Genomic DNA, 26,086 nt, shown 5'->3' with positions numbered 1-26,086 from the left:
GAGAGGAAGAAGAGACCATCACCCAAACACGTACGACGCCATCGCGACGCTTGCGACCTCGTCGACGAAGACGCGTTTGCCGACATCGCTGCCGGCGGCGCCTGCCGCGACCATCAGCGGCAACAGATGGTCCTCGCGCGGATGGGCAAGCCGCGCGCTCGGCGCATTCTCCCAGTCGACCAACATCGCGTTACGGCGCGCCGCATCCGGATTGCTGATCGCCTCGTTCAGATAGGCTTCGAAATCATACGAGACGGGCTTCGACTCCGCCCGCCCGAAGCCGCGCATGTTGTGATAGGTGAGCCCGCTGCCGACGATCAGGATGCCTTCGTCGCGCAGCGATGCAATCGCCTGCCCGACCTTGATATGCTCGGCCGCGTCGTAGCTCGACTTTAGCGACAGCAGCACGATCGGCATGTCGGCGTTCGGATACATCAGGCCGAGCGGCACGAAGGTGCCGTGGTCAAAACCCTGATTGGCATCCTCCCGGCACCCGAGGCCGGCACGATCGAGCAGCGCTTTCACCTCCGCCGCGAGCGCGGGCTGGCCCGGTGCGGGATATTTGATGTGATAGGTATGCTCGGGGAAACCGTAATAGTCGTACACCATCGGCGGATGCGCCGAGGTCGACACGGTGAAGGCCTCGGCCTCCCAATGGCCGGTGATAACAAGCACGGCCTTCGGCCTTTCAGGCAGAAGCTGCGGCAGCCGGCCGAATTCCGCTGCGGTTTTGGCATATTGCACCCGCCTGTCCTCCATGAAGGGCCAGGGGCCGCCGCCATGGGACAGAAACAAGGTCGGAAATCGCGTCATCTGGGCCGGCTCGTCTCGTTGACACCACGCGCTTGCGAACTGCCTGCGCGCTCCGCCGCGAGCATAGGCAAACCGGCATGGTTAGCAAGTCGTTAACGATTTACCGCCCACAATCCTGATGTGGCCGAAGGAAGCGGCCAGAAGACAAGCGAGACGTAAGATGAAGAAGTTTGCGCTGGGGGACGTCGTCAACAGTGACAAGGGCCGTCGCGGCGTCGTCCGCGCCGCCTACCGGTCGAAGGAAGGCCAGCAGTTCTACGCCGTCGAGAAGGACGGCACGATGGACTATCTCGAAGAAGATCGGCTCACGCCCGCGCCGCGCGTCGAGCTCGCCGCCTAAGCTCACCTCATTTCTTGTTCTCGCCTGCGAGCCGGTCCAGACGCTCTATCCATGGATCGTCACCGCTCGCGATGCGATCATTCGTGACCAGCAGCAGATGGTCGCGGTCTGCGACCGCATCCCAATGCGGCAGCTCGGCGCCGTTGGGATCGCCGCTCCTGGCGAAGTTGATCCAGTAGGCCCGCAGGCGGTTTGCGACCTCGCGATCGCGCCGCGAGAAGATGCCCGCGCCGGGGACACCCTCTGCGCCGAAGATGAACTGCAACTCGCGCCCGTGGCCTTCGTCAGCATTGCCGCGCCGCCCTTCCGGCACATAGGCAAAGCGATAGCGGAAAGTCGGCGCACCGGTCGCGGCATGAAGCCGGGCGAGCAATCGCACCGGCTCGGAGAAAGCCTTGTCGGTGTAGAAGCTGGCCGCAATGTCTGAAGCCCTGGTGGCGTCGGGATAGAGCTTGCGCAACGCCTCGACGCTGTCGCCGGAAGACGATAGCGCCTCCTTGACCTCGAGCTCGCTATCGAAGCGGGTCTCGTCGTCGTTCGAGCCGATGATCAGGGGAATGCGGCTCTCATGCCCTGCCGCGAATCCCGCGGCGATCTCTTCCTTCACCAGGCTTTCATCCATCGCCGGCGCAAAGCTGCGCGGCGATTTGTCCAGAAGTCGCCGTTCAGCAGCAAGCAGCCGCGCCGGTTCGACCGAGCGCAAATCCACTTGCCGGCCGAGCGCGGCAGCAAATTTCAGGCCCGCGGCCTCCGCTTCCTGTGACGACGGCAGGCGCGCGCGGGCGGGGATGGATTGCAGAATGGCCTTCTGGAACAGATCGCGCGATTGCGCACACAGCATCAGGAGCGCGATCGATGTCGCGCCGGCGCCGTTGCCGAACAGCGTCACGTTGTTCGCATCGCCGCCGAAGGCCGCGACGTTGTCGTGCACCCAGCGCAGCGCCGTGATCTGGTCCATCAGGCCGAAATTGCCCGAGCCGTCTTCCGACAGTGCGGGAAGCCTGAGCCAGCCGAGCGCCCCCAGGCGATAATTCACGGTGACCACGATGAGTCCGGCCTGCGCAAGCCTTGCGCCGTCGAACAACGGATCGTTGGCGGTGCCGGCGACGAAGCCGCCGCCATGGATGAACACCATCACCGGGAGCGGGCCGTCGACGCCGAAGGGGCGAAACACGTTGAGTGTGAGGCAATCCTCGCGCGCGACCGGTATCGACGGCTGGAGACAAGGCGCGGCATAGTCGTAGGCCATGCTCATCTCCGAACTCTCGGGCAAGGCCTGCGGCGAACGCCAGCGCAGGCTGCCGACCGGCGGCGCTGCATAGGCAAGCCCCTTGAACGAGGCCACTTCGCCCTCGACGGCGCCAAGCATCTGGCCTTCGCGGGTCAATGCAAATGGAAATTGTCCAACCGGCTGGGCCAGGGCCCGACCGGTGCAAAGCAATGCAAAGGCCGCAATGAGCGCAAACAGGCACCGCATCTTCAGGGCATCTCGATGCGCGGATATGTTGGCCTGCAGGTTACGTCGGTGTCCGGCGAAGAGGCAAGCGTTGTGGCGACAGCTAGCCGCCCTTGGACAGCTAGCCGCCCTTGGCGAGAATCTCCGCCAGCGCGCGCCGGGCGATGATGCCGAGTTCGCCAAGCGTCGAATGACCGGATTTTGCAGCCTCGATCAGGCGCTCGGCGATGAACCTGCGGCTGTCGTGATCGCCGCCATGCGGCAATTGCCGGCACGTCTCCTCCAGGACGACGTCCATGTTCGCTTTGGTCCGCTCACTCAACTCTGTCATGACGCCCTGGATAAGCGTGGCTTGTAGCCGCAAGCATACACAGACGGATCGGCCATGATTACCCCGGGCAATCACGGCCATTGTGCATCGCGATGCGTGCATTGAGGCAACGTTCGCGCCGCCACGATGATGCCGCAAACGGGACCACCGAAGATTGCACTTGCTTTGATGACAAGCCGAGCCTGCAGAGCTAGCCTGCCGGCAAAACAAAATAAGCGGGAGGAATGCCATGCCTGAAGCGATGGTCGCCACACGTGAGTCCAGGGCGGGTGGAACGCCCCAGCAGGTCGATGTTGCCGTGGTCGGCGCGGGATTTGCCGGTCTTTATCTGCTCCATCGCCTGCGCAAGGCCGGCCTGTCGGCCGTCGCGCTCGAAGAAGCAGGCGACGTCGGCGGCACCTGGTACTGGAACCGCTATCCCGGCGCGCGCTGCGATATCCAGACCATCGATTACAGCTACACCTTCGATCCGGAACTCGAGGACTCCTGGACCTGGTCGGAGAAATACGCGACCCAGCCCGAGATCCTGCGCTATCTCGGCTTCGTCGCCGACCGCTATGATCTCAGGCGCGACATCCGCTTCAAGACCAAGGTCACCGAAGCCAGATGGGACGAAGCGGCCGAGCGCTGGCTCATCACCACCGACAATGGCGCGCCGGTCTCCTGTCGCCATTACATCATGGCCACCGGCTGCCTTTCCGCGCCAAAGCCGCCGGAGATCGAAGGCGTCAAGGATTTCGGGGGCGAGATCTATTTCACCGGGCGCTGGCCGCATAGCGGCGTCAACCTCGCCGGAAAGCGCGTCGCCGTGATCGGCACGGGTTCGTCAGGCATTCAATCGATCCCGTTGATCGCCGAACAGGCCGCGCATCTGACCGTGTTCCAGCGCACGCCGAATTTCGCGCTGCCTGCCCACAACGGCCCGGCGCCGGACGACCGCATGAACCTGCTGCGCGAAGATCGCGCGGCGTATCGCCAGCAGGCACGCCAGTCGATGGCGGGCGTGCCCTATCCGCAGCAGACGGCCGTCAGCTGGCAATTGAGCGATGCCGAGCGTCGCGAGCGGTTCGAACGCGCCTGGGCGGCCGGCGACCTCGTCCACATCCTGACGCAGCTCTGGGCCGACCAGGCCGTCGACGTCGACGGCAACAAGATCGTCCAGGATCTGATCCGCGAGAAGATCCGCGCCACCGTCAGGGATCCCGAAACGGCCGCGGCGCTCATGCCGGACGATCATCCGTTCGGCGCAAAGCGTCCCTGCCTCGACACCAATTACTACGCAACCTACAACCGGCCCAACGTCACGTTGGTCAATCTGCGCCAGGAGCCGATCAAGGCGATCACCGCAAGCGGCATCACCACGTCCAGGCGCGATGTCGATGTCGACGTCATCGTGTTCGCGACCGGCTTCGACGCCATGACCGGCGCGATCCGCGCCGTGCATCCGATCACCGGACGTGGCGGCAAGTCGCTCTCCGATGTCTGGGCGCATGGGCCGCAGAGCTATCTCGGGCTCACGGTCGAAGGCTTCCCGAACTTCTTCATGATCACCGGCCCCGGCAGCCCGTCGGTGCTGTCGAACATGGCGGTGTCGATCGAGCAGCATGTCGACTGGGTCGTCGATCGCCTCGCAGCCTTGCGCGATGCCGGCTTCACCACGATCGAGCCGACCGAGACGGCGCAGGCCGGCTGGAACAGGCATATGGCCGACTGCGCGATGCTGACGCTGCACCGGCTCGCCAACACTTGGTACACGGGCGCCAACGTGCCCGGCAAGGTTCAGGCCCTGATGCCCTATACCGGCGGCGTCGGCCCCTATCGCAGCATCTGCGACGATGTCGTCAGCCGCGGCATGCTCGGTTTCAAGCTGACAGGTCCCAACGTCGCCGCGCAATGCAATGACGGCGAGGTGGTGCGGCTGCAGCCCGACGTGCGGCTGGTGCTGAACCTGCTGGCGTCGCTGAACCTGCCGCCGATCGAGTCGATGGGTGCGGCAGGCGCGCGCGCCTTCGTCAACGAGTTCAACAAAAGCCGGCCCGCGGGGCGGCCGATCGGCGAGATCGTCGACGGCACGCTGCCCGGCGCCGACGGCCCGCTGCCTTACCGCGTCTACAAGCCGGCAACGCCGGGGCCGCATCCGGTCGTGGTCTATTTCCACGGCGGCGGCTGGGTGCTCGGCGACGAGCAGTCCGACGAGCCGTTCTGCCGCGACATGGTGCGGCGGACCGGCATGATGTTCGTCAGCGTCGGCTATCGCCACGCGCCGGAGCATCGCTTCCCGGCGGCGGCCGAGGACGGCTATGCGGCGACACGCTGGATCTCCGAGCATCTCGCCGAGCTCGGCGGCATGCAGGGACCGGTGCTGGTCGCCGGCTGGAGCGCCGGCGGCAACATCGCCGCGGTCACCTGTCAGCTCGCGCGCGATCGCGGCGGGCCCGAGATATCAGGCCAGCTGCTGGTGTGCCCGGTCACCGACTGCAGCTTCGACCGGCCCTCCTACAACGACAATGCGATCGGTTACTTCCTGACGCGTTCACTGATGTACTGGTTCTGGGACCTCTACTGCTCGCCAGCCGATCGCACCGATCCGCGCGTCTCGCCGCTGCGCGGCAAGGTCGCCGGCCTGCCGCCGGCCTTCGTCGCCACCTGCGAGTTCGATCCGCTGCGCGACGAAGGCATCGCCTATGCCGAGGCGATGGCGGCCGCCGGCGTCCCGGTCGAGCAGCTCAAGGCGCACGGTCATTTCCATTCGTCCTTTACGATGGTCGACGTGGTGATCACCAGCGTCCAGGGCCGGGTGCAGATGGCGCAGGCCCTGCGGCGCTTCGCTGGGCTTCCGCCGGAGGTCAGAAGCGGCGACGAGGCCGGCCACGGCCATGCCAGCCCCGCACATAAAATCGCAGCGGCGGCGAGTTAAGCCGACATCGGCCGGGAACCTTTGCCCGGCCGCCGCGTTATCGAGGCGTGGCATTGAGATGCAGCGATGGGTATGGGCCCTGGCACGCAAGGCTAGCGTGCCGGGGTTCTTTTTGCGTGAGGCGGGGATGATGGGGGACGCAACTGTTACGGATACAAAGGTCGATTTCGGCGCCTATGCGGTGCTGCAGAAATGGCCATCACTCGGAAATCAGCGCCGGCCCGACCGCTCGCCCTATCAGGTGAGCGAAGGCACGCTGGATGCCTGCATCTCGGCTTTCATGGAGAAGCCTGCGCCATCAAGACATCTCTACGAGATCCGCACGGCGGCGCAACCGCCGCTGGTGACGGACATCCTCTCGCCCGAACACGTCGCCGAGCTGTCGCGGCTGAGGGAATTTCTCTGATTGCGCGCGCGGATGGCGCGGCTGTACGCGCAGGACAGACGTCCGACCTGCCCCGTCCGATTTTGCCAGGAACCTTCTTCCGGTTTTTCCCGTTAACAGGGATCGGAAAGCGAAGGCGTGAGTCTCTCACATGCTTGATCCTGGCACACCATCTCCGGCCGTGCCCTACGGCGCCGACCAGACCTTGTTCGTGGTGATCGATCGCCTCGACGAGGCAACCGAAATCCGCGTCGAGCGAAGCGATCTCGACACCGCGATCAGCGAGCTCGTCGCCGGCTGCTTCAGCGACCCCATCAAGGTGATTTCGTTCAACACGCTCGAGCACTGGATGAAGGACATCTCGAACGACGTTGCCGACGAGATCCAGGCGCGCTGCGACATCGACGGCGTGACGCTGCCCGACTATCTCAGCGATTTCGTCGAGAGCCACAGCTGATCCCGCACCTCCGCGCCACAAGCGCCAGATCGCGAGCAAGAAAACGAGCAAGAAAAAACGCCGCTTCCGCGGCGCTTTTCCTGTGTCGACATCACGATGATCTCAGTGGTGCCAGAAAATCGCCAGCAGCAGGATGACCGGCAGCGGCACGCCTAGCAACCAGAGCAAAGCACCTCTTCCAAAACCCATGGCTTCCTCCTCCATGTTCATGTCAGACATGACGCTGGAAAGGAGAGGAAGTTCCGCGCTTTACGGAGAGGGCAAATGCGTTCAGAGCATGGATGGCAGGCGTCAGTTGCGCCGCCGGCCGGCGATGAGTTCGATCTCGCGGCGGCGTTCGCCGGCGAAGGTCAGCAGCTTTTCGATCGTCGGCGTATCCGTGATCCGTTTGGCAAGTCGCTCGGCGCGCGCCGCCTGATCTTCCAGATGCTGGATCGTGTTCAAGCGCCGTCTCCCCCAAAACCCCGACTTGCAAAGCCCCGACTTGCCGGGCAGCCATCGTGCGTGAGAGCCGCTAACAGCCGGTTAAGCGCAGCGCCGATCGAGACGTAAGCGCTCTATTGCACGACGTCGAGCCGGACATTGGCGAGGCCCTTGTCGACCATGCCGAGCGCCTCGGCCGCGGACGGCGAGATGTCGACCACGCGGCCGCGAACGAAGGGCCCGCGATCATTGACCCGGACGGTGACGAAGCGACCGGAGGAGACATCGGTGACACGCAGCTTGGTGCCGAAGGGCAGCGTCGGATGCGCCGCGGTCAGCTCGTTCTTGTCGAACTTCTCGCCGCTCGCGGTCTCCGTATCCGAATAGAAGCTGGCGAGGCCCTGCGACCCCGTCGGTTTGGCGCTCGCTGTGTCGACGTAGGGACGTGGCCTGTGGATCGGACGCGGATGCAGCGCCGCCACGCGGTGCGGCCGCTCGATCGCAACCTGCTTTGTGGTCGGAGCGAGATCGGCCCTCTGACGTCCAACCGGTGATTGCGCGCAGGCAGCAAGCGATGCGGCGCCGATGATGGCAAGCAGCAACCGTGACGAGGCTGCCGGCGAAGTCGGGGTCGTTTCGGCACGTGCAATGCGAGACATGATGCGCCCTCCGAACACGCCCAAGTTTCGGTGGGCAATGAGGGCAGAACCTTGGCTGAACAAAAGCGGCCTTGGGGCCGCCATCGTTTCGCGCCGGCTGTGATGAATCCACCACAGTCACCTGTCCTGAATCGGCACAGAAGGGGAAAAAATCAGCCCGATACGACGCGCCAGACGATCGGGCGCGGCTCCGGCCGGGCCTCGCCGGGCCGACAATTGCGATTCCGGCCGTGCCAGGCACCTTGCTTGACCATCCTTCGAGACGCCGCCTGCGGCGGGCCCTTAGAGGACATGCTTCGTGGCCAGATATCAGACCCTCATGGTGAGGAGCCCGCCAAAGCGGGCGTCTCGAACCATGCAGGCCGAGCTTTCCCGGCAGTCTCCAGCCGTCCCTGGCCTAGTATTTCGGCTCGTACATCTGCGACTGGACCAGGGCCTTCGCGTCGTTGGGCGCGGGTCCGTCGGCGAGGCCGCGCTGGAAGGCGACGTCGGCGACCGCCGCCGCGATGCGGGCCGAGACCTCGCGGATGCGGGGCAGTGCCGGATAGAGGCTGCCCTGGGCGAGATCCTCCTTGCCGACGCAATCGGCGAGCGTGTGGGCGGCGGCCATGAACATCTCGTCGGTCACGAGCCGCGAGCGGCTGGCGATGACGCCGAGGCCGACGCCGGGGAAGATGTAGGAGTTGTTGCCCTGGCGCGGCACGAAGGTGCGGCCATTGAGCTTGACCGGATCATAGGGGCTGCCGCAGGCGAACAGCGCGCGGCCGTCGGTGTAGCGATAGGCGTCCTCCGCCGAGCACTCGGCCTTCGAGGTCGGGTTGGACAGCGCGAACACGATCGGCTGCTCGTTGAGCTCGGCCATCGTCTTGAGCACATCAGGGGTGAAGGCGCCGCCGACCGCGGCGACGCCGATGATCGCCGTCGGCTTCAGCGTCTTGATCGCGGTGAGGAAATCGGCGATCGGCGCTTGATCCGTATGCGCGTAGCGGAGCTTGTGGCCGTGAAGGCCGTCGCGGCCACTGACGACGAGGCCGCGGGAATCCACCAGCCAGTTGCGTCGGAGCGCCTCGGCTTCCGTTGCACCCTCCGCCATCATGGCGGAAACGACGAGATCGGCGATGCCGGTTGCGGCCTCGCCTGCGCCGAGGAACAGGATGCGCTGGTCCCGCAGCTTGCCGCCGTTCACCTTGAGCGCCGAGAACAGGCCGGCGAGCGCCACCGCTGCGGTGCCCTGGATGTCGTCGTTGAAGACGCAGGTTTCATCGCGGTATTTGTGCAGCAGCTTGAACGCCGAATGATTGGCGAAGTCCTCGAACTGGATCAGCACGCCGGGAAAGGTCTTTCGCGCGGCCGTCATGAACTCGTCGACGAAGCTGTCATAGGCTTCGCCCTTAAGCCGCCGCTCGCGCAGGCCGAGATAATAGGGATCGCTCAGCAGCTCCTCGTTGTTGGTGCCGACGTCGAGCACGATGGGCAGGCAATGCTCGGGATGCACGCCGGCGCAGGCCGAATAAAGCGACAGCTTGCCCACGGGGATGCCCATGCCGTTGGCGCCGAGATCGCCAAGTCCCAAAATGCGCTCGCCGTCGGTGACGACGATCAGCTTGGCGGGATAGGGCCAGTTCTTCAGGATCTCGGCGATCTGGCCGCGATCGCGCGAGGAGATGAACATGCCGCGCGGCCGCTGGAAGATCAGGCCGTATTTCTGGCAGGCAAGCCCGACCGTCGGCGTGTAGATGATCGGCTGGATCTCGTCGATATTGTCGACCACGACGCGGAAGAACAGCGCCTCGTTGCGGTCATGCAGCGCATTCAGCGCGACATATTTTTCCAGGTCCGTCGGCAGCGAGCGCAGGTTGATCAGCACGCGCTCGACCTGCGCCTCGATCGTCAGCACGCAAGGCGGCAACAGGCCGCGCAGTCCGAGAGCGGCGCGTTCGGCTTCCGTGAAGGCCGTGCCCTTGTTGAGCAGGGGATCGCGCAGCAGCGTCATGCCATGCGTTGAATCGGATGATGTCGGTTGGGCAACGACCCGGGCAGGTCTATTCACGAATTCCCCCAAAAAGCTTCATATTGAACGGCAGATATTGTCGGCCAGCGCTTCATCGAGATCAAGGACGTAGCGCTGGGCGCGTCGATTGTGATCTCGCACCGCAGCGAGATTTCCGCGAACGATCCGCAGTCGCACGCGGCACAAAAGTTAACGCGACAAGACTCTCACCCCTCATGGTGAGGAGCGCGAAACGCGCGTCTCGAACCATGCAGCCCCTCGATTTCGCCCGCGGCGCATCCTTCGAGTCGCCCGCCTCTGGCGGACCCTCGGGATCAGGGCGGAGTGCGTGCAGCAGCAACAGCGGGCGCTGATGCCGTTTAGCCTCATCCTGAGAGCCTGACTCAAAATAAGTCCTTGAAAACCAAGGAAGGCAGAGTTGGTGTTTCTGGGAGGTAGTCGATTCCTCCTGATCGGAAATCCCTATGCATTGAGCACGTTCGTTACAGCGAACCTGGTTTTCGAAGCTAACGACCACCGCCGCAAGATGTTGAAATGACTCGACTTCATTTTCGGTCAGGCTCTGAGGAGACCGCCGGAAGCGGTCGTCTCGAAGGACGAGGCGTGCGCGCAAGTCGCTCGAACTTCTCGTCGTCCGCATGTCATCAGCGGGCTGCAGGGCGAGAGAACGCTGCCAGATGAGCGGAGGCTATTCGGAAAATCCGCGCGGTGCCGCTAACCGGCAGCCCGCCGCGCCGTGAGGTTGGCGGCGACGTCGGCCGGCGGCGCGACATGCATCAAGATCGTCTGGGTGGCGGAGGCCACCTCGATATCCTGCTGCTGGAAGCGCTGCTTCATGCGACGGTTGAACTCGCGCTGGACCGGCCAGCGGCCGGCCTCGGTGCAGCGGATCTGACCGACGATCGACACCATCGCGCCATCCACCTTGTCGATGCCCCAGAGTTCGAGGTCGCCGCGGATCAACGGGCGGAATTCCGCCTCGCGGCGCATCTCCTCGACGATGTCCTTGAGGATCTGGCCGGCGCGGTCGGTATCTTCCTTGTAGGCGACGTTGACGCTGACGGAGGCATTGCCGGCGCCGCGGCTGGCGTTGGTGATGGTGGTCACCGCGCTGAACGGCACGATGTGCACGGCGCCGTCGCCGGCGCGCAGGCGGATGGTGCGGATCGAGACATTCTCGACCACGCCTGTGAGGCCGGACACGCTGACGGTGTCGCCGACCTGCACCGTGTTCTCCAGCAACAGGAACAGACCGGTGATGAGATCCTGCACCAGCTTCTGCGAGCCGAAGCCGATGGCAATGCCGACGATGCCGGCGCCGGCGAGTAGCGGCGCGACATTGACGCCGATCTCGCTGAGCGCCGTGAGGCCGACGACCGTGGCGATCACGCACAGCAGCGCCGTGCGCAGCATCGGCTGGAAGGTGCGCAGGCGCGCCGCGCGGGCGTAATGTCCGTCGCGCGACAGCGTATTGATCTGGCGATCCAGCAGTGCATTGCTGGCCTCCCAGATCACCGCAGCGATGAAGACAGCGACGCCGATCGTCGCCACGGCGGAAATCAACTGGCTGCCGATCTGGCCGCCATAGAACCAGACGATGGCGTCGACGCCCCAGACCTCGAGCACGGCGACGAAGCCGATGAAGGCGATCACGCCGGAGACGATCTTGCGTAGCAGCGGCAGATAGCGATTGGCGCGGACCTCCAGGCCGGGAAATCGATGGAGGATGTCCGGCTGGATGCGGAAGCCGCGGTCGATCAGGCTCAGGGTCACCATGATGGCGACGCGCGTCATCAGCGCCACCACGACGGTCCCGACGAAATATTGCAGCAGCAGCGAATAGCCGTTGCGGATGTTGAGCGCCCAGACCGCCCACAGCGCGAGGTCGAGCGCGATTGCAAGATAATGCCAGCCGCCGGCGATGCGATTGCGCAGACGTGCCGCAATACCCTGCCGTTCGGCGGGCGCGCGAATGGCGTCCGCCACCTGGCGGCGGCATTGCAGGATGATGACGACGACGAAGAGATGGACGACCAGCATCACCATGCGGAGCAGCGCGGCATAGCCGGTGCTGGGCAAGCCGAGCAGGAGGGCGACATTGGCAAAGGCAATGCCGGACACGCCGACGCCAACGATGCGGCGGGCCCAGATCTCGACATAGGCCGCGGTCTCGGCACGGGCCGGAAACAGGCCGAACGGTCCCGCCAGGACACGAACGAGGCAGATGAGCCCGCGCGAGAACGCATAGGCGTTGACGACCGCGAGGATGACGAGGCGGACCGTGGCGGGTTCGCCGATCTCCGTTCCGAGCAGCGCAGTCGCCAGACCGACGAAAATGAAAACCGGCAGCAGTTCGAGCACGAGCCGTCCGACCACGAAGGGCAGCCGCAGCAGCAATTGCCAGACGCGCGCGAGGCTGTGACGGTGCTTGTGCAGTTCGGCCGCGGGCGTGACGTCGGCCACCGATGACGGCGGATCGGCAATGGGCAGCGCCTGGGCCGACAGGCGTGTGGTCTGCGGCACGCGTCCTTCGAGGAAGGCAACGGGACGCCGGATCAGGCGGACGATCACCCATTCGGCCGCGAGTGCAGAACCGAACACCAGTGCCAGCTTCCAGGCGATCTCGATCAGAAGATTGTAGGCGGCAGGATCGTTCGCGGTACGCATGATCCAGTAGTAGAATGCCGGGAAATTCGTGAGCGTCCGCGCCATGTCGGCGACGTCGCGCGAGATCTCGCCGATCTCCTCGGACACCGTGAGCAGGAGCTGTGCGCCGAGGCCGTCGGCCGAAAGCGGGATCGGCGATTTGTGTTCCGCCGGCGGCGCCGCCGGCTGCTGCTGACCCGGCGCATTCGCAATCGCGCGCAGCGTGTCGATCATTTGCGCGCGCTTCTGGTCGTCCTGGAGTGTCTCCAGCGCCCGTCTGGCTTGATCAGGCGATAACGCATTGGCGGGGGGCGGCGCAGGCGCCTGCGCGCGAGCACTGGAGAGAGAGGGGATTGCGAGGAAGAGGATGGCGAGGAGCGCCGGAACAAGCCTGTGCGACACGCGGGATTCCCAGATAAATGAAACGTGCCGGCGGAATCGTGCCCGCGCCTAGCACTGCGTCATGTCGGATGCCGCTATTCGCCCGTATCCTGTGTCGGAAGTTTGCCGATGAGACGACAATCTCTTGGCATTTCCCCTTGGCACTTCCTCTTGGCGTTTCCCGCCGGCACTGTCCTCGGCAGGGACGCGCCAAAACGCACAGCGCCGGGCAGGTAGGGGCTCTGCCTCACTGATGCAGCCCTCTAGACCTAGACCCGGCGTGCCGTTCGCGGTTTCCGCCGCTATGCGATAGTCCGAACGAGCTCCATCGCACTTAACGCGGCTGGATTTGCGGAGGTGGAGTCATAGACCTCCCCTTGCTCATGAGGTGGACGTTACGCGTCGCTTGTGTGCGACCGAATGTATGGTCCTCCCCCGACATAAAACTGTCAAGCGGGATCAAGGACCCGAGGATCACATTTGCACGCCTGTTCCGCGACAGACTGACGACGTGACAGTGTGGAATAAATGCCTCTCGGCAGCGTTTGTGTGAGGGAGCATACCCTCGTCCTCATTTCAGAAGGCCAGAGATGAAAGCATCATTTTGCATCGCCGTGCTCGCAGCCCTTGTCACCGGATCCGCGCTCGCGCAGACCCCGCCGCAGACCTCGACCAAGAAGGTCGACGGCACCGACAACGTCTACATCTTCCGCTATGGCGGCCATCAGTCGATGTTCGTGGTGACGCCTCAGGGCGTGATCGCGACCGATCCGATCTCGTATTTGCGCCCGGCAAAACCCTATATCGACGCGATCAAGGCGGTCACCGACAAGCCGATCAAATACGTCATCTACAGTCATCACCATTACGACCACATCGCCGGCGGCCAGCCGTTCAAGGATCTCGGCGCGACATTCATCGCGCATCGGCGGACCAAGGAGCGACTGCTCGAGCTCAAGAAGCAGAATGCGCTGCTGGCCGATATCGTCATGCCGGACCAGGTGGTCGACGACCAGAAGATCATCAAGCTCGGCGGCACCACGCTGGAGCTCGACTATGTCGGCCGCAACCATTCCGACAATTCGCTGGTGATGCGGCTGCCGAAGGAGAAGCTGGTCTTCGTGGTCGACTTCGCGCCGATCGAATCCGTCCAGTTCCGCAACATCCCCGACAACGCCTCGCCGCTGGAATATATCGCCTCGCTGAAGAAGCTGGCTTCGCTCGACTGGGAACGCATGATTCCGGGCCATCCCTATGCCGGCGGCCGGCTCGGCACCAAGAAGGACGTCGAGGACGACATCGCCTACATGGAAGATCTTTCGGCGGAAGTGAAGAAGGCCGCCGACGCCGGCAAGTGCTTCGACACCGCGATGAAGGAGGTGAAGCTGCCGAAATACGAGAAGTGGGCGAATTACGAGGCGAGCCTGCCGGCCAACGTCGAGCGCTTCTGCTATTGGTGGGGGCGGGGGTATTAGCGGCTTGCGCAGAAGCCGTAGGGTGGGCAAAGGCGCACTTGCGCCGTGCCCACGACCTCTCTCGCAAATGAAGATTGGTGGGCACGCTCCGCTTTGCCCACCCTACGGGACCGGTCGTGCGGCTGTCATCGATGCATCCTGAGGCACGTCGGGATGATGCCACTATACTCCTGTTTTGCCCGACGGCTCAACCAAATTTTCTAAAAACCCGAATATCGACACGTCCGCCGGCAAGCCGTTGATTTCACAGCACCCGGCTACTGTGCATGGGGTTGTTTTGGTGTTTTGCCTTTCGCCCGCTTCTTGCCTGCCTTCTTCTCCCTCTCCAGCGCCGTGCGCACCTGGTCGAACTCCGCGAGCGAAGCCTTGTCGGCACGGGGAAACCGCAGGTCGAGCTTTTCGAGCGCGGCATTGATCACCGAGCCGATCACGACACGGGCAAACCATTTGTGGTCGGCGGGCACCACATACCAGGGCGCATGGGGCGTCGCGGTGTGGCGCAGGATGTCCTGATAGACCGCCTGGTAGCGCGGCCACAGCGCGCGCTCCTTGATGTCGTCCATCGAGAATTTCCACTGCTTGGCCGGCTCCTCCAACCGATCGAGGAAGCGCTGGCGCTGCTCCTCCTTGGAGACGTTGAGGAAGAATTTCAGCACCACGGTGCCGTTGCGCATCAGGTAGCGCTCCCAGGCGGCAATGTCCTCGAAGCGCTCCTTCCAGATGGTCTTGGTGACCAGCCTCGACGGCAGCTTCTCCTTGGCCAGGATCTCCGGGTGCACGCGCGTCACCAGGCATTCCTCGTAATGGGAGCGGTTGAAGATGCCGATACGGCCGCGCTCCGGCAACGCGACCACGTGGCGCCAGAGGAAATCGTGGTCGAGCTCCTTGCTGCTCGGCGCCTTGAAGGCCGTGACCTCGCAGCCCTGCGGGTTGATGCCCTCGAAGATCGCCTTGATCGCGCTGTCCTTGCCGGCGGCGTCCATGGCCTGGAACACGATCAGCAGCGACCAGCGGTCCTGGGCGTAGAGCTTCTCCTGGAACGCGATCAGCCGCTTCTTGTTGGCGTCGAGAATCTCCTGCGCCGCCTCCTTGTCCAGATCGCCCTTCGCGTTGGTCTTGTAGTCCTTCAGGTGAAACTTGCCGGACCCGTCGTGCCGGAACGGCGTGATGTAGCGGTCAAGTTCCTGGGCGAGCGATTTGGACGGCTTTTTGCTCATGGGCGCGGGGCACCTTGCGTTGCGACTTCAATCGATCGAGCAGGCTACCAAGGATGCCCTTGGGAAGGAATATGATGAAAAGCACCAGCAGCACGCCGTAGACAAGGTTGTCCCAGCCGACCGCCTTGGTGCCGAATCCGATGCGCAAGGTCTCCGCGAGCAGGATGGTGATGACGGCGCCGACGGTCGGGCCGAGCGAGACGAACAGGCCGCCGACGATGGCCGCGAACACCATCTGCAGCGACACCGCGATGCCGCTGACCGTATCGGGCGTGATGAACATCTGGTACTGGCAATAGATCGCGCCGGCCAGCGCCGTCATCAGCGCGCTGAGCAGCGTGATCTTCAGCTTCTCCGCCGTGACGTCGACGCCGGCGGCGGCCGCGGCGTCCTCGTCCTCCGAGATGGCCTCGAGCGCATAGCGCGCCATGCTGCGGTCGACCCAGTGCCAGACGACGATGCCGAACAACCAGACCCCGAGCGCAACAAGATACCACGTCGTCTTGTCATCGAATTGCAGCGCCAGCAGCTTGTTGCCCGCGGCGCGGTTCGGCGTGTAGCCGAGCGAGCCGCCGGTATAGTCGCGCGTCGCCGTGATGACCTGGAGCACGATGCCAGACAGCGCCAGCGTCACCAGCACGAAATAGTGCCCGGTGATACGGAAGCGGAAACAGGGATAGCCGACCACCAGCGCCAGGATGCCTGCCGCGACCATGCTGATGGGAATGCCGATCCAGGGCGACAGGCCGAGATGGTTCCAGAGCAGCGCGGTGACATAGGCGCCGATCCCCATGAAGCCGCCATGGCCGAGCGAGACCAGGCCGAACCGTCCCATCATCGACCACGATGTGTAAGCGAACGACCAGATCAGGATCAGCACCAGAATGTGCAGATGATAGGGATCGCGATAGACGAACGGCAGCGCAACCAGCGCCGCAAGGCCAATCCCCCAGGCCGCAAGCCGCACCTGCCCCGTCATCGGCGCCTCGCGAGCAGGCCCGCGGGCCGGATGAACATCATGACGATGAAGAAGGCGAAGGCCAGCACATAGCCCCATTCCAGATCGGAGAACAGACCGCCGAGCGAGATGATCTCGGCGAACACGAAGGCCGCGATGAAGCCGCCGATGAAATTGCCGAGGCCGCCCAGCACGCAGATCAGGAAGGTAATCGGACCGAAGGAGAGACCAACGAAGGGATGCACGTCATATTGCAGCACCAAGAGGCACGCGGCGAGCCCGGCCAGCCCGCCGCCGATGGCTGACGTGATGAGATAGATGCGCTTGGTGTCGACCCCCATCAGCGCCATGATCTGGCGGTCCTGCGAGATGGCGCGGATCGCAGTGCCGGTGAAGGTGCGGGTCATGAACAGATAGACCGCGACCATGCCGACCAGCGCCGCCAGGAACGACAGCAGCCGCGCATAGCTGAAATTCATGTCGCCGAAGGCGAGCACCGGCAGGCGGATGCCGAGGTTGCGAAAGTCGATACCGAAGGCGACGGTGGCAAAGCTCTGCAGCACGAACAGCACGCCGCCGGTCGCGAGCAGCTGGTTGATCGGCGGCGCGGTCAGCAGCGGCGCGATTACGAGATAATGCAGGAGCGCGCCGAGGATCGCGACCAGCAGTATGGTGAGTGGTGCGGCGATGAAATAGCTGATGCCGTAATACTGCACCATGAAGTACATCGCGTACATGCCGATCATTACGAGCTCGGCGTAGCAGATCCAGGTCACGTCGATGACGCCGAAGATCAGGTTCAGCCCGAGCGCGAGCAGTGCCAACACGCCGCCGAGCAGGATGCCGTTGATGATGGCCTCCAGAAGGTAGATGTCGAATATGTCCAGGAACGCCTGCATGAACCTCACACCCCCAGATAAGCTTCCTTGACCGTGTCGCTCGCCAGCATCTCGGCCGACGTGCCTGAGGCGCGGATCGTGCCGGCCTCGATCAGATAGGCGCGATCGACCACGCGCAGCACCTGCTGCACGTTCTGCTCGACGATCAGCACCGTCAGCCCGCTGGCGCGGATCCGCTTCACCAGCTCGAACACCTGCTGCACCACGACCGGCGCGAGCCCCGCCGACGGCTCGTCGAGCAGCAGCAGCTTCGGATTGGACATCATCGCGCGGCCGATCGCGCACATCTGCTGCTCGCCGCCGGACATGGTGCCGGCCATTTGATGGCGGCGCTCCTTCAGCCGCGGAAACAGGTCGAACACGACCTCCAGCCGTTCGGCATAATGGCCGCGTGCCTCCTTCATGAAGGCCCCCATCTTGAGATTGTCGTCGACCGTGAGTTGCGGAAACAGCCGCCGGTTCTCCGGCACATGCGCGATCCCGAGGCTGACGATCTTGTGCGGCGCCGTCGCCAGCACGTCGACGCTCTCCATCGCGATCGACCCGTGCGAGGGGCGGATCAGGCCGGAGATGACGCGCATCAAGGTGGTCTTGCCGGCCCCGTTCGGCCCGATCACGCCGACAGCTTCACCAGCCTTGACGTCGAGATTGACGTCGAACAGCGCCTGGAACGTGCCATAGCCGGCGTTGACGCCGCGAAGCTCCAGCATCATTGGCCTCCCGCGCGGCGGCGCGCTTCGGCGGCCGCAGCCTGCGTGGTCTCGGCATCGGTGCCGAGATAGACCTCGATGACGCGCGGATCGCCGGCAACCGCGCTCGGCAGACCTTCCGAGATCTTCTCGCCATGATCGAGCACCATGACGCGATCGACGACGCGCATCAACACGCCCATGATGTGCTCGACCCAGATGATGGTGATGCCGAGCTCGTCGCGGATGTTGCGCAGCATGTCGGCGGCCTGATCCATCTCGGCCTCGTCGAGGCCGCCGAGGCTTTCGTCCGCGAGCAGCAGCTTGGGCGCGGTGGCGAGCGCCTTCGCAAGCTCGAGCTTCTTCAAGCCGGCCGCGCCGAGACCATCGACGCTGGCGTGGCGATCGGTCGGCAGGCCCACCATGGCGAGCGCGCGACCCGCCGCTTCCTCGGCCTTGACGCGGCTGTGACGGCCCTGGCCATAGAAGCCGGCAAGCGCGACATTCTCGAAGATGGAGAGGCGACGGAACGGCCGCGGAATCTGGAAGGTGCGGCCGATGCCGCGATTGATGATCCGGTGCGGCGCCAGACCCGCGATCTCGGAGCCATCGAACCGGATCGATCCGGCGCTGGGCGCCAACGTACCCGACAGCATGTTGAAGATCGTGCTCTTGCCCGAGCCGTTGGGGCCGATCAGGCCGAGGATCTCGCCCTGGTCGACCTTGAACGACACGTTGTTGACGGCGGTGAAGCCGCCAAACCGCTTCACCAGCCCGCTGACCTCCAGCACCGCCTCCGCTCCGCTGCTACTGGTTGCTGTAGGTGGTGCCCTTCGGCAGTGGCAGCACGGCTTCGCGCTGCGCCTGGCTCTTGGGCCACACCACCGAGGACTTGTCGTCGATATACTGGATCACGACCGGGAACGAGCGCTCGTTCTGGCCGGCCATTGGCGTGCCTTCGCCGTGGAACTTGACGCCGAAGCCGAGCATGGTGCCGCCCTCGGGGATGTCGGTATCGAGCGCCGCCTTGCGCAGCGCCTCGGGATCGACGCCGCCGTACTTCTTGATCGCCCGCGGCAGGACGTCGTTCATGAAGACGTAGGTGTTGGAGGCGCCGATGCCCACATGAGCCGAGCGGATGGCGACGCCGGGCCTGATCTTGTCGAACTCATCGCCGACCATCTTGATGACAGGCGCAAGCTTCGGATCCATGGTCTTCTGGTTGGTGAGCCAGATCGAGATCGGATCGGTGTTGAAGAGATAGTTGGCGTCGGTACCGAGGCCTTCCTTGAGCTTCTCATAAACGCCATAGCCCGCACCATGACCAACCAGAGCCGCGAATTTCAGACCCTGTTCGCGCGCCTGTCGCAGCAAGAGCGTAATGTCGGGATTATAGCCCGTGTGGAAAACGACATCAGGCTTGGCGCGTTTCAGTTTCGTCACGAGCGCGGACAGATCGGGCGCGGTGGCGGAATAACCTTCCTTCAAGACGACATTGAATCCCGCCTTCTTCGCACCGGCCTCGTTGCCCTTGGCGACGTCGACGCCGTAGGCGCCGTCCTCGTGGATGATGGCGACACGCAGGTCCTTCGGCTCCTTGCCGAATTTCTCCCTGGCGTTCTGCGCGATGAAGTCCATCGTCATCGTGCCGAACTGGTCGCCGCTCGCTTGCGGGCGGAAGACGTATTTGTAGTTCTTGTCGGCGAGCACGGCAGACGAGATGCAGGTCGTGATCCACATGAACTTCTTGAGTTGCTCGACCCGGGCGGCGACCGGCACGCATTGCGCCGACGAGAAGAAGCCGAGCACCATGTCGACCTTCTCCTGCTCGAGCAGGCGGACGGATTCGTTGATGGCGACGTCGGGCTTGCTCTGCGCGTCGGCGTAGACAGCCTCGACCTTGTAGCCCTCGACGCCGGTCTTGATGAAATGGTCGAGGATGATCTTGGTGCCGAGATATTCGAGCTCGGAGCCGCCACCCGCGAGCGGGCCGGTCAGGTCGAAAATCACGCCGATCTTGATCTTCTTGTCTTGAGCTTGGGCCGATGCCACCAAGCCCATCGCTGCAATCGCGATCAACAGCCCACGTACCAAGCGGGCAGCCATGCGCAGGCGCATCTAAACCTCCCTGGACGATTGTGCATTGCAAGTTCTTGTTTTTGCTTTTCGCCCATCACATGGGCTCGGCCGCGCGATGTCAAGCCTCGCGCGTCAGCGCGCGGCGAACTGCTGCGCCACGAAGGCCGTGACGAACCGTGGCATGGTCGGCGTAAGATCGTTCATGCTGCGCACGAGATGGATGGCCGAAAGCTCTGGTTCGTCCTGATCAGCCAGATTGGCCTCGATCCGCGAGCGAGCCGCATCCCCCGGCATATCCAGGTTGAGGATCTGCATCATTGCAATCGAGTGACCGGTGACAACACAGTGCCAATCCGCCTCAGCCGCATAATCGGCGGGCCGCAGGCCGGTCTCCTCCTCGATCTCGCGGACGACGCTGCCGGGAATATCGAGCGTGCCGCCCCTGACGTCATCGAGGTCGGGTGTGCCGGACGGGAAATAGATGCGCCCTGAATTGGCTGTGTGATGCGCCATCTCGCCCATCACGAAAGCCCCGTCGGAGGCGCGCAGCGCGCCCATGCCGAAACCGTTGAACACGTCTGGGTCGGGAAAGCCCCAGTCGCGCCAAGCCAGGAAACTCGCAAAGTCCGTCTCGAAATAGGTCGCGGCGAGATGACCGTCGGTGAAGACGGGATCGCGCCCGAGCAGCACCCGGCCGTTGAATATCTTCGGCCGCGCGCGCTGCTGCTCGGCGAAATGCGCCTCGATCTCGGCGCGCCGCTCCTCCGCGAACGGCCAGACGACGGGCCGCACGGCAAGATCAAGCGTCGTAACGCGATGAATGGTCGGTGACGTCATGACGTCTGATTTACCGAGCCTTCGCGTCAGTTATTTGGCGCTCCCCGTGGTCTTCTTGGCCTGGTCGACGAACTTGTTGGTGAAAGTCTTGCTGACGTCGACCTTGGCGTTGGCTACCTCGGGCGAACCGAGGCTGAACACCGCGAGCACGGCGTCCGCCCCCTTTGGATCCATCTTGCCGGTCTCTGAGAACATCGGGATCGTGTTCTTGAGCGCAGCAAGATAGAGGTCCTTGTTCTTGCCGACCATCTCGTCCGGCATCTTGGCCATGATCTCCTCGGGCGAATGCGAGTGGATCCAGGCGATCGTGGCCAGCATTGCGCTCGTCAGCGCCTGCGTTTCCTTCTCGTGTCCATTGATCCAGGCCACGGTCGAGTACAGCGCACCACCCGGATATTCGCCGCCAAAGGTCTCGAGCGTGTCCTTTTGCGTGCGGGTATCGCTGAGGATGCGCAGATCCTTGTGGCTGCCCTGCAGCACGGTAACGGAAGGATCGAGCATCACCGCGGCGTCGATCTGCCCCTGCTCCATCGCAGCCACGGCCGTGGCTCCGAGGCCGACACCGATCACGGCGGTGCCGGCGGGATCGAGCCCGTTCTTCTTCAGGAGGTACTTCAGGAAGAAGTCGGTGGAGGAGCCGGGCGCGCTGACGCCGACCTTCTTGCCGGCGAGGTCCTTGATCGACTTGATGTCGCCCGTATGCGAGGGCGCGACCACCAGCACGAGGCCGGGATAGCGGTCATAGACCACGAAAGCCTGAAGCTCCTGCTTCTTGGCCGCCAGGTTGACGCAATGGTCGAAATAGCCGGAGACGACGTCGGCGCTGCCGCCGAGCACGGCCTTGAGCGCGTCAGAGCCGCCCTTGAGGTCGACCAGATCGACGTTCAGGCCGGCCTTCTCATACTCGCCGAGCTGTTTGGCCAGCACCGTCGGCAAATAGCACAGGCAGGCGCCGCCACCGACCGCGATGGTCACCTTGCTTTGCGCTGCGGCAAGACCTGACGTCAGCGTCAGCGCCAGCAGCGCACCGGCGAGCCTGGCAATCGTGTTCTTCATTGGTTTCCTCCGTTCGGCTGGCGGCACCATAGAGCAGCATGACGGGCTTGAGAAGCACCGCTAAGCGGCACTGGCCATTGGCCTTTCGGCGCAATAGCCTGCGTGCATAACAACCATTCCTGATGGGGAGGATCATCCATGAATCGCCTTGCAGCCGGGCTGTCGATCGCCGCCGGCTTTGCCGCCGGATGCGGCGCAACCTATTGGCTCGGGCCGGCGCTGGCCGCCGAAAGCATTACCGCGCAGATCATCCATACCGGCGAGATGGAGGGCGACGCGCTCGGCCCCGCCAACAAGGTCGGCTACCGCTCCAAGACCTTCATGACCGCCGACGGCGCCACCGTTTCGATCCAGGTCGGCAATGTGCCCAAACACCTGCACCCCAACACCAACGAGATCCAGTACATCCTGGATGGGACCGGAACGATCTGGCTCGGCGACAAGGAGGTCACGGTGAAGCCCGGCGACCTCGTCATCATCCCCAAGGGTACACCGCATGGCGGCACCAAGCCGATCAGCGGCCAGGTCAAGGCAATCGCGATCAAGACGCCGCCGCAGGCGCCCGACGACGTCAAGCTGCTGGATTGAGGATGCGCGATCCGGGCCCGCGCCTGCGCGCGGGCCCGCTAGATCGGGCGAGCCTGCTTCCTGATCTCGTTCGCGATCGGCTTGAGGGTGTCACCCGGAAGCTGGCCGACCAGCGTGTAGCCCATGCCGCCGTCCGCCCACACGAAGCCTGCCACGTCGCCGGTCGATTGCGGCATCATCGGCGTAGCCAGATTGCGGTCGCTCATCGGACGCGTCAGCACAACGAGACGGTCGCCGTGATCATCATCGTACATGAACATCGCGGCCGGGCCATGCGACGTCGCAACCAGGCGCCCCCCCATCAGGCGATAGCCTGACACCGAAAGATCCGGCACCTTGACCGGCTGCTTGAGCCGGTTGGAGACCCATTGGGTGAGTTCCGCGCTGTCGGAGGCCCTTATCTCGACCGGCCGAACGCGGTCAGGCGCATAGACGTTATAGGAATAAGCAGCCTCCTGGGCCAACGACGACAGTCCGTTCGATCCCTCCTGGAGCAGGCTGCGCATGGACCAGCCGCCAACAGCGCCGATGCCGAGAAGCAAGACTGCCGCGATCGCGCCCCACGCCCGCAGAGGCCGTCGCTTCCTGTTCTCGATAATGTGCGACAGATTCAGCTCGGCTGGTAACGGCTCGTCCGCAATTGACGCAAGCGCACCACGCAGCTGTTCGCGGTGAGTGGCATAGGCCGCGACGCGCGTCGCCACATCCGGATGATCGTCCAGATAAGACGCGACCTCCGCACGCCGTTCAGACGCGAGCGCCTGATCCACATAGGCATGGAGATCGTCTTCGGTGATCGGCCGCTGGTTCATTTCACGCTCCGCAATGCCACGACATTTCCCGGCGCAACGCCATCCATCTCCTGCTGTAGTCTCTCCCGCGCGCGCGACAGGCGCGACATGACAGTGCCAACGGGAATGTTGAGGATTGCTGCGGCATCTGCGTAAGAGAGATCCTCGACGGCAACGAGCAGTAACACTGCCCGTTGCTCTTCCGGGAGCTTGGCAAGCTTGCTCAGGACGTCCTGATAGATCAGCCTTTGCTCCTGCGCTGCCGCGCTGACGAGTTCCTGCTCGCCTGCATCGTCGATCGGCATATGCCTGCCCCGCGCTGTCGCCTGGCGAAATTGCGTGACCGCCAGATTGTGGAGGATGGTGAAGAGCCACGCGCGCACGCCGCCGTCGCGCCGTTGATGCCAACGGCTGACGGCGCGCTCGAGACAATCCTGGACCAGATCATCGGCCGCCGCTCGATCTCGCATCAAGGCGCGCGCATAGCGGCGGAGCGCGGGGATCAGCGGTTCGACCTGAACCAGCATATCCTTCATGAGGCGCCTCGCCTGTTCTGCCTTGCCGTTCGGCCGGACGTCATTGCACCTCGATCTGGACTGCCTCGCCGGGCGTGGCCGCGTCGCCGGAGGCGATCACCAGGTACCGCCTGGTGGCGGCAGCAGACCGGTCGACGATCTGACGGATCGGGCCAGCCGCATTGACGATAGCAGATCCAGCCGGATTGGTCATGAACGCCGCCAGTGGCTGCAGTGCGCCGCTTCCGTCGAGATGATCCGCCAGCGCAAGCACGTATTTCTGCCGGGGCTGAAGTCCCGTCACTGAAGCCTGCAGAACCTGAATCAGGCCCTGATCGAACAGCGACACGTTGGTTGGCGTCCTGCCGCCCTTGGCACCATCTTTCGGCGTCAACGCGAGGTGCGCGACCTGGCCGGCAACGCCGAGCGCCTGAAGATTCTGGCGGTCATCGGGGTTCGGCGCCGCGTTCGGAACATAGGCGATCGCTTGCGGCGCCTGGCCGATCGGAATGTTCGCGACCACCTTGTTGGTCGTCGTGTCGATGGCCACAAGCGCGTCGGCGTTCTCCAATCCGACATAGATCCGCGTGCCGTCGCCCGACGGCCAGATGCCGTGCGGCAGATTGCCGACCGGGATCGTCGCGACCTGCGAGAAATCATCGGTGCGATAGACTTTCACTTCGTTAAGGCCGCCGATTGTCACGTAGGCGAACGTACCCTTGGCGGTGTGTGCGAAGTTGACGTGATTGGTGATCGGCCCGGTGTCGATCGTCTTGATCGCATTGAACGGCGGCTTGGCGTTGAACACCTGGGTCCGGCCGACATCCTTCAGCGTGAACCAGACCTGGCTGCCGTCCGGCGTCGCTGCGATGTTCGGGCAGAACGGGCTCTCCTGCTTCACCGTTGCAATGATCTTGTGCTCGGCGACCGATACGACGTCGGTCTCCGGATTGAAGGACGAGCAGATATAGCCGTATTTGCCGTCGGGCGAGAAAATCTGCATGCCCGGTCCGTTCGGGGTCGTGATGCGTGTTTTCTCTGCAAAGCTCATGGGATCGATGACTGAGATGTAGTTCTCACCACGCACGGTGACCCAGACTTCCTTGCCGTCAGGCGTGAAGAACGCCTCGTGCGGTGACCGCCCGACATAGGTCACATGCTTGACCGCGTTGGTCGCGGTGTCGATGAACGTCACCGAATTCGAGCCGATCGACACCACAGCGAGCGTCTTGTGATCGGGCGAAAAACCCATGCCGTGAACGAGCACCTGCCCCTTGTACAACGGGCTGAAATTGCCCGGCTGCGGATCGCCTAACCGGATCACGCCAAGCAGCTTGTTGTCGACTGGGTCCGTGACCGAGACCGTATTCGAGAACTGTTCTGCCGCGTAGACGCGGTCGTGGTGGCTGATTGGAATGTCGGGAGAGGACAGCGCGCCCGGTGCCTGCCCTGCCCACGCGATGGAGCTGGTGACAAGCGCTGCGGCCGCGAGGAGGGCGCTCTTCCCGATCGTGTTTCTCGAAATTGTCATGCGTGGCTCCTATTTCTTCATTCCAGCAGACATCTCCATCTGCATACTCGAATGACGATGAACGTTGGCAACGGGGGCGGGTTGCGACTGGGTGGGGGCAGGCGCGATGTCGCTCACCGGTTCGCCGATCGCGAGCTTCATGGCCGCGATCTCCTGCATCTGGTCGACGATGATTTCCTGGGCGATGCGCCGCAACTGCTCGTTTCGGCCGTAGCGCAATTCGATGATCGCCATGTCAATTGCGCCCTGATGATGCGGGTTCATCATCGCGACGAAATCGCGATCGACGTCACCGGTCGGCTTGGCCGCCATGTCGTTCATCATTTTGGTCATGGCAGCGTCGTTCTCTTGCAGGAAAGCGGTCTCCTCGACGCTGAGGGCAGCCTGCGGAGCGGCAGGGTGCGCTTCATGCGCGAATACGATCGGAGGTACCGCAAGGGCGAGGAGCACGCGCGCGGCGAAGAGCGCCGTGCCGAGGCCGGGCCTTGGCCATCGGCATCTGCTTGCAAGCGCCGCAACGACGCGGCGAAACGGTAACCGGTGCATCCTGGACTCCCATGCAGGTGGTTGCATGGGGGTATGACGCGTGGTCGCGCGTTCTATTCCGGCCCGTCAATCACGTAAATGTCAGC

At 63.9% G+C, this 26,086-nt stretch carries 25 protein-coding genes; 6 read left to right on the top strand and 19 right to left on the bottom strand.

Going from position 1 to position 26,086, the window contains the following annotated elements; all coding sequences use genetic code 11:
- Window positions 1–18: 18 nt before the first annotated feature.
- On the bottom strand, window positions 19–813 hold the full coding sequence (locus XH89_RS09255) for a class III extradiol ring-cleavage dioxygenase (RefSeq protein WP_194466768.1): 795 nt from the start codon (window positions 811–813) through the stop codon (window positions 19–21).
- A gap of 160 nt (window positions 814–973) precedes the next feature.
- On the opposite strand from XH89_RS09255, the gene XH89_RS09250 reads away from it, so the two are divergent.
- Window positions 974–1,153 (top strand): hypothetical protein, encoded by a 180-nt coding sequence (locus XH89_RS09250; RefSeq protein WP_128950411.1) that lies wholly within the window; start codon window positions 974–976, stop codon window positions 1,151–1,153.
- A 7-nt stretch (window positions 1,154–1,160) separates the two neighbouring features.
- On the opposite strand, the gene XH89_RS09245 is transcribed toward XH89_RS09250, so the two are convergent.
- Complete coding sequence (locus XH89_RS09245) at window positions 1,161–2,630, bottom strand: carboxylesterase/lipase family protein (protein WP_194466767.1); 1,470 nt, start codon at window positions 2,628–2,630, stop codon at window positions 1,161–1,163.
- 100 nt (window positions 2,631–2,730) lie between these two features.
- Window positions 2,731–2,940: a hypothetical protein gene (locus XH89_RS09240; protein ID WP_194466766.1), complete on the bottom strand. Its 210-nt coding sequence runs from the start codon at window positions 2,938–2,940 to the stop codon at window positions 2,731–2,733.
- 229 nt (window positions 2,941–3,169) lie between these two features.
- Between XH89_RS09240 and XH89_RS09235 the strand changes: the two genes are divergently transcribed.
- From XH89_RS09235 to XH89_RS09225, 3 genes are all read left to right on the top strand, one after another.
- Window positions 3,170–5,857, top strand: a complete 2,688-nt coding sequence (locus XH89_RS09235; protein ID WP_194466765.1) for an alpha/beta hydrolase fold domain-containing protein — start codon at window positions 3,170–3,172, stop codon at window positions 5,855–5,857.
- Window positions 5,858–5,987: 130 nt separating this feature from the next.
- Complete coding sequence (locus tag XH89_RS09230) at window positions 5,988–6,263, top strand: hypothetical protein (protein ID WP_194468421.1); 276 nt, start codon at window positions 5,988–5,990, stop codon at window positions 6,261–6,263.
- 130 nt (window positions 6,264–6,393) lie between these two features.
- Entirely contained in the window at window positions 6,394–6,699 is a 306-nt protein-coding gene (locus XH89_RS09225; protein ID WP_194466764.1) for a hypothetical protein, read from the top strand.
- A 291-nt stretch (window positions 6,700–6,990) separates the two neighbouring features.
- On the opposite strand, the gene XH89_RS09220 is transcribed toward XH89_RS09225, so the two are convergent.
- The 4 genes from XH89_RS09220 to XH89_RS09205 all read right to left on the bottom strand — a co-directional run bounded on the left by XH89_RS09220 (window position 6,991) and on the right by XH89_RS09205 (window position 12,840).
- Window positions 6,991–7,143, bottom strand: a complete 153-nt coding sequence (locus XH89_RS09220; protein ID WP_194466763.1) for a hypothetical protein — start codon at window positions 7,141–7,143, stop codon at window positions 6,991–6,993.
- A 113-nt stretch (window positions 7,144–7,256) separates the two neighbouring features.
- Window positions 7,257–7,781, bottom strand: coding sequence for a septal ring lytic transglycosylase RlpA family protein (locus XH89_RS09215; RefSeq protein WP_194466762.1), 525 nt, complete (start codon window positions 7,779–7,781; stop codon window positions 7,257–7,259).
- 397 nt (window positions 7,782–8,178) lie between these two features.
- Window positions 8,179–9,774, bottom strand: a complete 1,596-nt coding sequence (locus XH89_RS09210; protein WP_194468420.1) for an NAD-dependent malic enzyme — start codon at window positions 9,772–9,774, stop codon at window positions 8,179–8,181.
- A gap of 732 nt (window positions 9,775–10,506) precedes the next feature.
- Window positions 10,507–12,840, bottom strand: coding sequence for a mechanosensitive ion channel domain-containing protein (locus tag XH89_RS09205; protein WP_194466761.1), 2,334 nt, complete (start codon window positions 12,838–12,840; stop codon window positions 10,507–10,509).
- A 569-nt stretch (window positions 12,841–13,409) separates the two neighbouring features.
- Between XH89_RS09205 and XH89_RS09200 the strand changes: the two genes are divergently transcribed.
- A complete protein-coding gene (locus XH89_RS09200; protein ID WP_194466760.1) occupies window positions 13,410–14,294 on the top strand; it encodes an MBL fold metallo-hydrolase in 885 nt (294 codons plus the stop codon).
- Window positions 14,295–14,551: 257 nt separating this feature from the next.
- Here XH89_RS09200 and XH89_RS09195 read toward each other — a convergent pair whose 3' ends face one another.
- The 8 genes from XH89_RS09195 to XH89_RS09160 form a co-directional block, all read right to left on the bottom strand.
- Entirely contained in the window at window positions 14,552–15,511 is a 960-nt protein-coding gene (locus tag XH89_RS09195; RefSeq protein WP_194466759.1) for a polyphosphate kinase 2 family protein, read from the bottom strand.
- Window positions 15,471–16,490: a branched-chain amino acid ABC transporter permease gene (locus XH89_RS09190; protein WP_194466758.1), complete on the bottom strand. Its 1,020-nt coding sequence runs from the start codon at window positions 16,488–16,490 to the stop codon at window positions 15,471–15,473. Before XH89_RS09190 ends, XH89_RS09195 begins: the two co-directional genes overlap by 41 nt.
- Window positions 16,487–17,368: a branched-chain amino acid ABC transporter permease gene (locus XH89_RS09185; RefSeq protein ID WP_194466757.1), complete on the bottom strand. Its 882-nt coding sequence runs from the start codon at window positions 17,366–17,368 to the stop codon at window positions 16,487–16,489. Before XH89_RS09185 ends, XH89_RS09190 begins: the two co-directional genes overlap by 4 nt.
- A gap of 5 nt (window positions 17,369–17,373) precedes the next feature.
- Window positions 17,374–18,078 carry an ABC transporter ATP-binding protein gene (locus tag XH89_RS09180; RefSeq protein WP_194466756.1) on the bottom strand — a complete coding sequence of 235 codons (705 nt, stop codon included), beginning with the start codon at window positions 18,076–18,078 and terminating at the stop codon, window positions 17,374–17,376.
- The gene (locus XH89_RS09175; protein WP_194466755.1) at window positions 18,078–18,848 is read right to left on the bottom strand and encodes an ABC transporter ATP-binding protein; all 771 of its coding nucleotides are present in this window, start codon (window positions 18,846–18,848) and stop codon (window positions 18,078–18,080) included. Before XH89_RS09175 ends, XH89_RS09180 begins: the two co-directional genes overlap by 1 nt.
- A gap of 16 nt (window positions 18,849–18,864) precedes the next feature.
- Window positions 18,865–20,175: an ABC transporter substrate-binding protein gene (locus tag XH89_RS09170; protein WP_194466754.1), complete on the bottom strand. Its 1,311-nt coding sequence runs from the start codon at window positions 20,173–20,175 to the stop codon at window positions 18,865–18,867.
- 93 nt (window positions 20,176–20,268) lie between these two features.
- Entirely contained in the window at window positions 20,269–20,973 is a 705-nt protein-coding gene (locus XH89_RS09165; RefSeq protein ID WP_194466753.1) for an NUDIX hydrolase, read from the bottom strand.
- Between the two features lie 30 nt (window positions 20,974–21,003).
- Entirely contained in the window at window positions 21,004–22,029 is a 1,026-nt protein-coding gene (locus XH89_RS09160; RefSeq protein ID WP_194466752.1) for an ABC transporter substrate-binding protein, read from the bottom strand.
- Between the two features lie 138 nt (window positions 22,030–22,167).
- On the opposite strand from XH89_RS09160, the gene XH89_RS09155 reads away from it, so the two are divergent.
- Entirely contained in the window at window positions 22,168–22,617 is a 450-nt protein-coding gene (locus tag XH89_RS09155; RefSeq protein ID WP_194466751.1) for a cupin domain-containing protein, read from the top strand.
- 38 nt (window positions 22,618–22,655) lie between these two features.
- Here XH89_RS09155 and XH89_RS09150 read toward each other — a convergent pair whose 3' ends face one another.
- The 4 genes from XH89_RS09150 to XH89_RS09135 are packed head-to-tail and all read right to left on the bottom strand — an operon-like array spanning window position 22,656 to window position 26,000.
- The gene (locus tag XH89_RS09150) at window positions 22,656–23,429 is read right to left on the bottom strand and encodes an anti-sigma factor (RefSeq protein ID WP_194466750.1); all 774 of its coding nucleotides are present in this window, start codon (window positions 23,427–23,429) and stop codon (window positions 22,656–22,658) included.
- Entirely contained in the window at window positions 23,426–23,944 is a 519-nt protein-coding gene (locus tag XH89_RS09145) for a sigma-70 family RNA polymerase sigma factor (protein ID WP_194466749.1), read from the bottom strand. The genes XH89_RS09150 and XH89_RS09145 overlap by 4 nt, the downstream gene beginning before the upstream one ends.
- A gap of 40 nt (window positions 23,945–23,984) precedes the next feature.
- On the bottom strand, window positions 23,985–25,454 hold the full coding sequence (locus XH89_RS09140) for a YncE family protein (protein WP_194466748.1): 1,470 nt from the start codon (window positions 25,452–25,454) through the stop codon (window positions 23,985–23,987).
- A gap of 9 nt (window positions 25,455–25,463) precedes the next feature.
- Entirely contained in the window at window positions 25,464–26,000 is a 537-nt protein-coding gene (locus tag XH89_RS09135; protein WP_194466747.1) for a DUF305 domain-containing protein, read from the bottom strand.
- Window positions 26,001–26,086 lie beyond the last annotated feature (86 nt).

The sequence above is a fragment of the Bradyrhizobium sp. CCBAU 53340 genome (assembly GCF_015291645.1).
GTDB lineage: Bacteria > Pseudomonadota > Alphaproteobacteria > Rhizobiales > Xanthobacteraceae > Bradyrhizobium.
This window is presented reverse-complemented; position numbering and strand designations above follow the sequence as displayed.